Below are 12,396 nucleotides of genomic sequence, written 5' to 3' on the forward strand. Positions count from 1 at the left end.
CACCAGCGAATTATATTATATCATAATCTCTTTAGTGCTGTCAACACTTTTTTGTTGCTTTTTTTAGGGTTAGTACCCTGAAAACTGTATATATAAGAACCGATAAATCCTCTTTAACTCTAAAGCGTGGTCAAGTCCTCGACCTATTAGTACCTGTCAGCTGAATGCATTGCTGCACTTACACCTCAGGCCTATTACCATATTATCTTCATGGGGTCTTACTCTATTAAAAGATGGGAAATCTCATCTTGAGGGGGGCTTCGCGCTTAGATGCCTTCAGCGCTTATCCCTTCCAAACTTAGCTACTCAGCAGTGCTCTTGGCAGAACAACTGATACACCAGAGGTTTGTCCATCCCGGTCCTCTCGTACTAAGGACAGCTCCTCTCAAATTTCCTACGCCCACAGCAGATAGGGACCGAACTGTCTCACGACGTTCTGAACCCAGCTCGCGTGCCTCTTTAATGGGCGAACAGCCCAACCCTTGGGACCTACTTCAGCCCCAGGATGAGACGAGCCGACATCGAGGTGCCAAACCTCCCCGTCGATGTGGACTCTTGGGGGAGATAAGCCTGTTATCCCCGGGGTAGCTTTTATCCGTTGAGCGATGGCCCTTCCATGCGGTGCCACCGGATCACTAAGCTCGACTTTCGTCCCTGCTCGAGATGTCTCTCTCGCAGTCAAGCTCCCTTTTGCCTTTACACTCTTCGCGCGATTTCCAACCGCGCTGAGGGAACCTTTAGGCGCCTCCGTTACTCTTTAGGAGGCGACCGCCCCAGTCAAACTGCCCACCTGACATTGTCCTAGAACAGGATCACTGTCCATAGTTAGAATAACGGTATACAAAGAGTGGTATCCCAACAGCGACTCCTATAAGACTGGCGTCCTATATTCTTAGTCTCCCACCTATCCTGTACATCATATACCATTATCCAGTGCCAAGCTGCAGTAAAGCTCCACGGGGTCTTTCCGTCTAGCTGCGGGTAACCGGCATCTTTACCGGTACTACAATTTCACCGAGTCCATTGTTGAGACAGCGCCCAAATCGTTACGCCTTTCGTGCGGGTCGGAACTTACCCGACAAGGAATTTCGCTACCTTAGGACCGTTATAGTTACGGCCGCCGTTTACTGGGGCTTCAGTTCTGTGCTTCGCCTAAACTAACACTTCCCCTTAACCTTCCAGCACCGGGCAGGCGTCAGCCCCTATACATCATCTTTCGATTTAGCAGAGACCTGTGTTTTTGGTAAACAGTCGCTTGGGCCTATCCTCTGCGGCCGGATCTAGCTCTGAACCTGATCCGGCACCCCTTCTCCCGAAGTTACGGGGTCATTTTGCCGAGTTCCTTAACAATGGTTTTCTCGCGCGCCTTAGTATTCTCTACTCTCCTACCTGTGTCGGTTTACGGTACAGGCACCTGCTCCCTCGATAGAAACTTTTCTTGACAGTGTGATATCTGCTGCTTCGTTACTTAAGTTCACTCCCCATCACAGCTCATCCTCAGTAGCGCGGATTTGCCTACGCTACAGACTCGCTGCTTGGACATGCTCTTCCATTCGCATGCTCAGCATAACCTCCTGTGTCATTCCTTCTCTCAAACGGGTCTCGGTGGTACAGGAATCTTCACCTGTTGTCCATCGCCTACGACTTTCGTCCTCGGCTTAGGTCCTGACTTACCCTGAGCGGACGAACCTTCCTCAGGAAACCTTAGGTTTTCGGCGGACGGGATTCTCACCCGTCTCTCGTTACTCATGCCAACATTCTCTCTTGTGTGATATCCATAAGTCCTTGCGATCTTACTTCACCTCTCACACAATGCTCCTCTACCAATTGTCTAAACAATTCCATAGCTTCGGTAGCAAGTTTTAGCCCCGGTAATCTTCGGCGCAGGATCACTCGACTAGTGAGCTGTTACGCACTCTTTAAATGAGTGGCTGCTTCTAAGCCAACATCCTAGTTGTCTGTGCAATCCCACATCCTTTTCCACTTAACTTGCATTTTGGGACCTTAGCTGATGGTCTGGGCTCTTTCCCTTTCGACTATGAATCTTATCACACATAGTCTGACTCCTGAGTAAAAGATATCGGTATTCGGAGTTTGATAGTCTTCGGTAGCCGGTGAAAGCCCCTAGGACATTCAGTGCTCTACCCCCGTATCTCTTAACTCAAGGCTAGCCCTAAAGCTATTTCGAGGAGAACCAGCTATCTCCGGGTTCGATTGGAATTTCTCCGCTATCCACATGTCATCCCAACCTTTTTCAACAGATATGGGTTCGGGCCTCCAAGAGGTTTTACCCTCGCTTCACCCTGCACATGGATAGGTCACCCGGTTTCGGGTCTACGCCATACAACTTAATCGCCCTATTCAGACTCGCTTTCGCTGCGGCTCCGCACCTGAAGCGCTTAACCTTGCTGCATAACGTAACTCGTTGGCCCGTTCTACAAAAAGTACATGGTCGTTCTTTAACGAACTTCCACTGCTTGTAAACATAGGGTTTCAGGTTCTTTTTCACTCCCCTCCCGGGGTTCTTTTCACCTTTCCCTCACGGTACTGTGCGCTATCGGTCACCAGGTAGTATTTAGCCTTGGCAGATGGTCCTGCCTGCTTCCCACAAAGTTTCACGTGCTCCGTGGTACTCCGGATCAGTACGTTCGATCTTCCCCTTTCGCCTAAGTGGCTCTCACACGCTTCGGCGGACTTTCCCAAGTCCTTTGGCTAGGGTACCTTCTACTTGATATACTGTCCACACCCCCTCGTCCGAAGACTTGGGTTTGGGCTGTTTCCCGTTCGCTCGCCGCTACTTAGGAAATCACTTTTGTTTTCTCTTCCTTCGGGTACTTAGATGTTTCAGTTCCCCGAGTTCCCTTCCTATGACCTATGAATTCAGTCATGGATACCTAGACATTACTCTAGGTGGGTTCCCCCATTCGGACATCTACGGATCGGCGCTCGCTTGCAGCTCCCCGTAGCTTTTCGCAGCTTACCACGTCCTTCTTCGGCTCCTGGTGCCAAGGCATCCACCCTATGCTCTTAGTAACTTGACCTTACTTTTGAGTTTGAGTTTTTACTTTGGCTTACATTGTTTTTTCAATGCTTGCTTTTTTACTAACTTAATAGTCGGTTCTTTATATATACAGTTTTCAAGATACTAATTCACGAAATTTGCAGTGCAAATTTCGAGGGATGCGCTAGCATCCTAAGACGACAGTCTTGAATTCGTGTGAGGCACTTTCTGAAAGAAAGTGACGAATACTCATTCAAGTCTACATCTTGTTTTGAAAGTTCCTAGAACCCTCAAAATTAAACAGTGTAAATGTCTATTTACTCCTTAGAAAGGAGGTGATCCAGCCGCACCTTCCGATACGGCTACCTTGTTACGACTTCACCCCAGTCATTGATTTCACCTTCGACAGCTCCTTCCTTACGGTTAGGCCACTGGCTTCGGGCGCCCCCAACTTCCGTGGTGTGACGGGCGGTGTGTACAAGACCCGGGAACGCATTCACCGCGACATTCTGATCCGCGATTACTAGTAACTCCAACTTCATGTAGGCGAGTTGCAGCCTACAATCCGAACTGGGATCGGCTTTTTAGGATTCGCTCCAGGTCACCCCTTCGCTGCCCGTTGTACCGACCATTGTAGCACGTGTGTAGCCCAGATCATAAGGGGCATGATGATTTGACGTCATCCCCACCTTCCTCCGTGTTCTCCACGGCAGTCTGTCTAGAGGGTTCAGCTTAACCTGTTAACAACTAAACATAAGGGTTGCGCTCGTTGCGGGACTTAACCCAACATCTCACGACACGAGCTGACGACAACCATGCACCACCTGTCTCCTCTGTCCCGAAAGACATAGCCGGCTAAGGCTACTTCAGAGGGATGTCAAGACCTGGTAAGGTTCTTCGCGTTGCTTCGAATTAAACCACATGCTCCGCTACTTGTGCGGGTCCCCGTCAATTCCTTTGAGTTTCACACTTGCGTGCGTACTCCCCAGGCGGAATACTTATTGCGTTTGCTGCGGCACCGAGCTTTGACACCCGACACCTAGTATTCATCGTTTACGGCGTGGACTACCAGGGTATCTAATCCTGTTCGCTACCCACGCTTTCGTGCATCAGCGTCAGTTACAGTCCAGTAAGTCGCCTTCGCCACTGGTGTTCCTCCTAATATCTACGAATTTCACCTCTACACTAGGAATTCCACTTACCTCTCCTGCACTCAAGCTTAACAGTTCCAAAGGCTTACATTGGTTGAGCCAATGCCTTTCACCCCTGGCTTGCTAAGCCGCCTACGCACCCTTTACGCCCAGTGATTCCGGATAACGCTTGCCCCCTACGTATTACCGCGGCTGCTGGCACGTAGTTAGCCGGGGCTTCCTCCTAAGGTACCGTCATTTTTTTCTTCCCTTAGGACAGAGTTTTACGATCCGAAAACCTTCTTCACTCACACGGCGTTGCTGCATCAGGCTTGCGCCCATTGTGCAATATTCCCCACTGCTGCCTCCCGTAGGAGTCTGGACCGTGTCTCAGTTCCAGTGTGGCCGATCACCCTCTCAGGTCGGCTACTGATCGTCGCCTTGGTAAGCCGTTACCTTACCAACTAGCTAATCAGACGCGGGCCCATCCCATACCGATAAATCTTTGTCGCTCAGAACATGTGTCCCGTGCGAAGTATGAGGTATTAATCACCGTTTCCAGTGGCTATCCCTCTGTATGGGGCAGGTTGCCCACGCGTTACTCACCCGTCCGCCGCTTTCCAAAACTTCATTTGGCCGAAACCGCATTCCATTTCTTCTCGCTCGACTTGCATGTGTTAGGCACGCCGCCAGCGTTCATCCTGAGCCAGGATCAAACTCTTAATTATAATGTTTGACGCCTGTTACCTCAAAACGAGCTAACTTGCATTTGTTTTTCCGTTTTTCATCACTCTTCTCGAATTGCTTCGAGTAGGTTTTGACGTTTGGTTTTTCTTGCATTTACACTGTTTAATTTTCAAGATTCTAGTGTGTCATCTCTCGACGACAGCTTAATCAGTATATCAGCATATGCGATTGCTGTCAACACTTTTTCTGAAATTATTTTATAAAAACTAATATTTTATCAATATTATAAAAAGAAGAAAAAGCAGTTTCAGGATTTATGTGCGTGGTCATCGACTTAACTGCTTCTTCTCTGCATTACATTTTAAAAAGTGCTTATATCTATATTATCATAACTTTTGTTTTGTGTCTACTTTTTATACGATTTCCCCACATTTTCTTTAATGATGAACTCTTTACATAATTAAAAAGGATATCGAACCTTTTCAACTTGAAATCAAAGATAAAGTGCGCAAAAGTAAATAAAAATGGCAAAGCCATCGGAAGCTTCAAATAAGGTGATTATCGATAAAATCTGAAAGGCCTTTATAAACCGACTACTTATCCAAATTTCACCTTTTGAAAAAATGCTATTAAAATTTGTCACAGAATAAGATCCGACGCTAGAAATGCTCAAATAGTTTAGTGAACCATTTATGGCGAGGGAATTATCAGCTCAAATTGGTGCAGATAAATCTGAGGGTTCAGATTTGAAAAACGGTTATAGAGCTGGATATCGTCCCCAAAGATTTGATACGCGCATGAAACCATGTATTTTATAGTTCCAAGGCCTCGCAAGTGTGGGTATATTTCTTTCTTTGTAAAAGCTCTGAATGTGCTCTAATAAATGCCACTCAAAAAAAGCTTTCATAAATGGTGTTTTTACGGGAAAATTAGAAACAATGGTCATGTGAGTGTTTGTAGTATGAAGCTAGATGGAACTAAAGATATTCTTGCTGTAGAGCCTATAAAGGACTGGTAAAGGCCACAAATCGTTTCTCAGTTCATCTTGCCGGCGATACAAAGTGCATTTGTACAAAATACACTGACTCATATCCCCTCAAAACAGAATCAGGCCGAAGACTGGTTAACAGGAATAGTATTGCCCGTTCTGGTAAGCATAGACAGAGAAGAAGTGAGTATATCCATAGCTATTAATTTACCCTCACCATTGGTGGAACATCCAGACTTAGTGTACCAAGGATATAATCTTTTGCAAATGACTCAGAAACTTTTTCATGAATTAAACCAATTAAGTCCACATTTCAGCCAAGTACATCACACACTATTACACACAATTCTCATACCATGCATTAGCAGCAAGAGCATAATCAAAATCTCCACTCGGTGTTGTGACTACCTTCAAATTTACAATAGGTGGCGTATGTGCAGAATTCTTAAGTGCAGTTAAGAGGTTACCGAATGTAGTAATTGCACAACCATGAGAACCAATAGTTTTCCTAGTGTTGTAATGGGGAGTAAGGGGATCATTTTTCCACCTAGAGTCACTCTGCTTAAACATTTCGATATCATGTACAACGTAACTACTAGATGAATCTGTCTGTGTTGATTGACTTGCAGAGCTTGATTCGATCTCTTCTATAAATTCAGAAGGTCAATGACAGCCTCACTCGTATTGATAATAAAGGTGTTCATAAGGTCTCTTTTCACGTATTGATGATTGTCCACATCACCCAGTTCCCTATCAAGGTACCACTCGTATAAAACGGCTTGTCTCAGTTTTTCAACTTCTTCTGCTCTGCCATAGGGTGAAAAGTCATGAGCATTTGCAGCCTTAATATGATTCAGAATGCTATCGATATCAGGGTGCATACGGTATTGCTCGTAATCTAGGTGACCAGATTCCCTGTGGTATTGACTAGCCACTCCCTTACCCATTGTGGCTTGGTTTTCCAGTCGGAAAGGGGGGCCAGATTTCGAAAATGACTTTGTTTTTTCATATCGTAGGTAAAATCGTCTCTAAAATGTATAGCATCAGGCGCAATAGCACCTAGCATAAAATCAGATGTGTTTTTTATCTTATTGGACTTCAAAGTAATGGCATGAGCAATTGAAAGGTGTGTCATTGAAAAGGGCATCTTTTTCTCCGTTCTCCTAATGGTATCCGCTGAGTGTTTGAATAGGGCAGCCCATTATTCTCAACTAAGTTTCAAAAATCACAATGGTTGGTTCAATTAATAAACCACTCGATACACTCAAGTGATTCAAGCGCCAATTTATCAATCGTTACGACTCTAAGCGGATACATTTTTATACACCTCTTGATAAGGATATTTACTAGAGAGCTTCATAATCACAGACCTAGCTGTATCTGCTGCCTATATTCAGACACATCCAAGTAGTCAAATTTGAAGAGTAAAAACTGATTGTATGAAAGCATTAAAACTCCCGACGAACAAGGGCAACGAAGTCGTTTTCACGTAGTGAAAATGTCGAAAACAAGGCAAAAAACACTAGCATACTACAAAAAAGAGCTCATTTCTGCTATCGAAATGAGCTCTTTTTTTAATCAGCAACGTTCTACTCTCCCAGGCAGCTGCCCGCCAAGTACCATCGACGCTGGAGGACTTTACTTCTGTGTTCGGTATGGGAACAGGTGTTGCCCCTCCGCCTTCGTCACTGAATTGCTTAACTATGAAACTGTGAAGGTTAGTACCTTCAAAACTGTATATATAAGAACCGATAAATCCTCTTACTCTAAAGCGTGGTCAAGTCCTCGACCTATTAGTACCTGTCAGCTGAATGCATTGCTGCACTTACACCTCAGGCCTATTACCATATTATCTTCATGGGGTCTTACTCTATTAAAAGATGGGAAATCTCATCTTGAGGGGGGCTTCGCGCTTAGATGCCTTCAGCGCTTATCCCTTCCAAACTTAGCTACTCAGCAGTGCTCTTGGCAGAACAACTGATACACCAGAGGTTTGTCCATCCCGGTCCTCTCGTACTAAGGACAGCTCCTCTCAAATTTCCTACGCCCACAGCAGATAGGGACCGAACTGTCTCACGACGTTCTGAACCCAGCTCGCGTGCCTCTTTAATGGGCGAACAGCCCAACCCTTGGGACCTACTTCAGCCCCAGGATGAGACGAGCCGACATCGAGGTGCCAAACCTCCCCGTCGATGTGGACTCTTGGGGGAGATAAGCCTGTTATCCCCGGGGTAGCTTTTATCCGTTGAGCGATGGCCCTTCCATGCGGTGCCACCGGATCACTAAGCTCGACTTTCGTCCCTGCTCGAGATGTCTCTCTCGCAGTCAAGCTCCCTTTTGCCTTTACACTCTTCGCGCGATTTCCAACCGCGCTGAGGGAACCTTTAGGCGCCTCCGTTACTCTTTAGGAGGCGACCGCCCCAGTCAAACTGCCCACCTGACATTGTCCTAGAACAGGATCACTGTCCATAGTTAGAATAACGGTATACAAAGAGTGGTATCCCAACAGCGACTCCTATAAGACTGGCGTCCTATATTCTTAGTCTCCCACCTATCCTGTACATCATATACCATTATCCAGTGCCAAGCTGCAGTAAAGCTCCACGGGGTCTTTCCGTCTAGCTGCGGGTAACCGGCATCTTTACCGGTACTACAATTTCACCGAGTCCATTGTTGAGACAGCGCCCAAATCGTTACGCCTTTCGTGCGGGTCGGAACTTACCCGACAAGGAATTTCGCTACCTTAGGACCGTTATAGTTACGGCCGCCGTTTACTGGGGCTTCAGTTCTGTGCTTCGCCTAAACTAACACTTCCCCTTAACCTTCCAGCACCGGGCAGGCGTCAGCCCCTATACATCATCTTTCGATTTAGCAGAGACCTGTGTTTTTGGTAAACAGTCGCTTGGGCCTATCCTCTGCGGCCGGATCTAGCTCTAAACCTAATCCGGCACCCCTTCTCCCGAAGTTACGGGGTCATTTTGCCGAGTTCCTTAACAATGGTTTTCTCGCGCGCCTTAGTATTCTCTACTCTCCTACCTGTGTCGGTTTACGGTACAGGCACCTGCTCCCTCGATAGAAACTTTTCTTGACAGTGTGATATCTGCTGCTTCGTTACTTAAGTTCACTCCCCATCACAGCTCATCCTCAGTAGCGCGGATTTGCCTACGCTACAGACTCGCTGCTTGGACATGCTCTTCCATTCGCATGCTCAGCATAACCTCCTGTGTCATTCCTTCTCTCAAACGGGTCTCGGTGGTACAGGAATCTTCACCTGTTGTCCATCGCCTACGACTTTCGTCCTCGGCTTAGGTCCTGACTTACCCTGAGCGGACGAACCTTCCTCAGGAAACCTTAGGTTTTCGGCGGACGGGATTCTCACCCGTCTCTCGTTACTCATGCCAACATTCTCTCTTGTGTGATATCCATAAGTCCTTGCGATCTTACTTCACCTCTCACACAATGCTCCTCTACCAATTGTCTAAACAATTCCATAGCTTCGGTAGCAAGTTTTAGCCCCGGTAATCTTCGGCGCAGGATCACTCGACTAGTGAGCTGTTACGCACTCTTTAAATGAGTGGCTGCTTCTAAGCCAACATCCTAGTTGTCTGTGCAATCCCACATCCTTTTCCACTTAACTTGCATTTTGGGACCTTAGCTGATGGTCTGGGCTCTTTCCCTTTCGACTATGAATCTTATCACACATAGTCTGACTCCTGAGTAAAAGATATCGGTATTCGGAGTTTGATAGTCTTCGGTAGCCGGTGAAAGCCCCTAGGACATTCAGTGCTCTACCCCCGTATCTCTTAACTCAAGGCTAGCCCTAAAGCTATTTCGAGGAGAACCAGCTATCTCCGGGTTCGATTGGAATTTCTCCGCTATCCACATGTCATCCCAACCTTTTTCAACAGATATGGGTTCGGGCCTCCAAGAGGTTTTACCCTCGCTTCACCCTGCACATGGATAGGTCACCCGGTTTCGGGTCTACGCCATACAACTTATTCGCCCTATTCAGACTCGCTTTCGCTGCGGCTCCGCACCTGAAGCGCTTAACCTTGCTGCATAACGTAACTCGTTGGCCCGTTCTACAAAAAGTACATGGTCGTTCTTTAACGAACTTCCACTGCTTGTAAACATAGGGTTTCAGGTTCTTTTTCACTCCCCTCCCGGGGTTCTTTTCACCTTTCCCTCACGGTACTGTGCGCTATCGGTCACCAGGTAGTATTTAGCCTTGGCAGATGGTCCTGCCTGCTTCCCACAAAGTTTCACGTGCTCCGTGGTACTCCGGATCAGTACGTTCGATCTTCCCCTTTCGCCTAAGTGGCTCTCACACGCTTCGGCGGACTTTCCCAAGTCCTTTGGCTAGGGTACCTTCTACTTGATATACTGTCCACACCCCCTCGTCCGAAGACTTGGGTTTGGGCTGTTTCCCGTTCGCTCGCCGCTACTTAGGAAATCACTTTTGTTTTCTCTTCCTTCGGGTACTTAGATGTTTCAGTTCCCCGAGTTCCCTTCCTATGACCTATGAATTCAGTCATGGATACCTAGACATTACTCTAGGTGGGTTCCCCCATTCGGACATCTACGGATCGGCGCTCGCTTGCAGCTCCCCGTAGCTTTTCGCAGCTTACCACGTCCTTCTTCGGCTCCTGGTGCCAAGGCATCCACCCTATGCTCTTAGTAACTTGACCTTACTTTTGAGTTTGAGTTTTTACTTTGGCTTACATTGTTTTTTCAATGCTTGCTTTTTTACTAACTTAATAGTCGGTTCTTTATATATACAGTTTTCAAGATACTAATTCACGAAATTTGCAGTGCAAATTTCGAGGGATGCGCTAGCATCCTAAGACGACAGTCTTGAATTCGTGTGAGGCACTTTCTGAAAGAAAGTGACGAATACTCATTCAAGTCTACATCTTGTTTTGAAAGTTCCTAGAACCCTCAAAATTAAACAGTGTAAATGTCTATTTACTCCTTAGAAAGGAGGTGATCCAGCCGCACCTTCCGATACGGCTACCTTGTTACGACTTCACCCCAGTCATTGATTTCACCTTCGACAGCTCCTTCCTTACGGTTAGGCCACTGGCTTCGGGCGCCCCCAACTTCCGTGGTGTGACGGGCGGTGTGTACAAGACCCGGGAACGCATTCACCGCGACATTCTGATCCGCGATTACTAGTAACTCCAACTTCATGTAGGCGAGTTGCAGCCTACAATCCGAACTGGGATCGGCTTTTTAGGATTCGCTCCAGGTCACCCCTTCGCTGCCCGTTGTACCGACCATTGTAGCACGTGTGTAGCCCAGATCATAAGGGGCATGATGATTTGACGTCATCCCCACCTTCCTCCGTGTTCTCCACGGCAGTCTGTCTAGAGGGTTCAGCTTAACCTGTTAACAACTAAACATAAGGGTTGCGCTCGTTGCGGGACTTAACCCAACATCTCACGACACGAGCTGACGACAACCATGCACCACCTGTCTCCTCTGTCCCGAAAGACATAGCCGGCTAAGGCTACTTCAGAGGGATGTCAAGACCTGGTAAGGTTCTTCGCGTTGCTTCGAATTAAACCACATGCTCCGCTACTTGTGCGGGTCCCCGTCAATTCCTTTGAGTTTCACACTTGCGTGCGTACTCCCCAGGCGGAATACTTATTGCGTTTGCTGCGGCACCGAGCTTTGACACCCGACACCTAGTATTCATCGTTTACGGCGTGGACTACCAGGGTATCTAATCCTGTTCGCTACCCACGCTTTCGTGCATCAGCGTCAGTTACAGTCCAGTAAGTCGCCTTCGCCACTGGTGTTCCTCCTAATATCTACGAATTTCACCTCTACACTAGGAATTCCACTTACCTCTCCTGCACTCAAGCTTAACAGTTCCAAAGGCTTACATTGGTTGAGCCAATGCCTTTCACCCCTGGCTTGCTAAGCCGCCTACGCACCCTTTACGCCCAGTGATTCCGGATAACGCTTGCCCCCTACGTATTACCGCGGCTGCTGGCACGTAGTTAGCCGGGGCTTCCTCCTAAGGTACCGTCATTTTTTTCTTCCCTTAGGACAGAGTTTTACGATCCGAAAACCTTCTTCACTCACACGGCGTTGCTGCATCAGGCTTGCGCCCATTGTGCAATATTCCCCACTGCTGCCTCCCGTAGGAGTCTGGACCGTGTCTCAGTTCCAGTGTGGCCGATCACCCTCTCAGGTCGGCTACTGATCGTCGCCTTGGTAAGCCGTTACCTTACCAACTAGCTAATCAGACGCGGGCCCATCCCATACCGATAAATCTTTGTCGCTCAGAACATGTGTCCCGTGCGAAGTATGAGGTATTAATCACCGTTTCCAGTGGCTATCCCTCTGTATGGGGCAGGTTGCCCACGCGTTACTCACCCGTCCGCCGCTTTCCAAAACTTCATTTGGCCGAAACCGCATTCCATTTCTTCTCGCTCGACTTGCATGTGTTAGGCACGCCGCCAGCGTTCATCCTGAGCCAGGATCAAACTCTTAATTATAATGTTTGACGCCTGTTACCTCAAAACGAGCTAACTTGCATTTGTTTTTCCGTTTTTCATCACTCTTCTCAGATTGCTCCGAGT

General features: G+C 47.4%; 1 protein-coding gene, 5 rRNA genes and 1 pseudogene. All 7 read right to left on the bottom strand.

The genetic code is table 11. The features are described 5' to 3' along the window. Positions 1-126: 126 nt before the first annotated feature. Positions 127-3,041 (bottom strand): 23S ribosomal RNA (locus tag ACR6HW_RS10480). Positions 3,042-3,329: 288 nt separating this feature from the next. Next, a 16S ribosomal RNA gene (locus ACR6HW_RS10485) occupies positions 3,330-4,859 on the bottom strand. Together the 16S and 23S rRNA genes form the textbook arrangement of a ribosomal RNA operon. 1,594 nt (positions 4,860-6,453) lie before the next feature. Further along, positions 6,454-6,753 carry a hypothetical protein gene (locus ACR6HW_RS10490; RefSeq protein WP_455727681.1) on the bottom strand — a complete coding sequence of 100 codons (300 nt, stop codon included), beginning with the start codon at positions 6,751-6,753 and terminating at the stop codon, positions 6,454-6,456. Between the two features lie 356 nt (positions 6,754-7,109). Next, positions 7,110-7,261 (bottom strand): annotated as a pseudogene (locus ACR6HW_RS10495) (IS1380 family transposase); the annotation flags it as partial. A gap of 121 nt (positions 7,262-7,382) precedes the next feature. Continuing rightward, positions 7,383-7,499: ribosomal RNA gene (gene rrf / locus ACR6HW_RS10500) — 5S ribosomal RNA — on the bottom strand. Between the two features lie 80 nt (positions 7,500-7,579). Beyond that, positions 7,580-10,494, bottom strand: a 23S ribosomal RNA gene (locus tag ACR6HW_RS10505). Positions 10,495-10,782: 288 nt separating this feature from the next. Then, a 16S ribosomal RNA gene (locus ACR6HW_RS10510) occupies positions 10,783-12,312 on the bottom strand. Positions 12,313-12,396: the final 84 nt, after the last annotated feature.

This window comes from Fusibacter sp. JL298sf-3 (assembly GCF_053842995.1).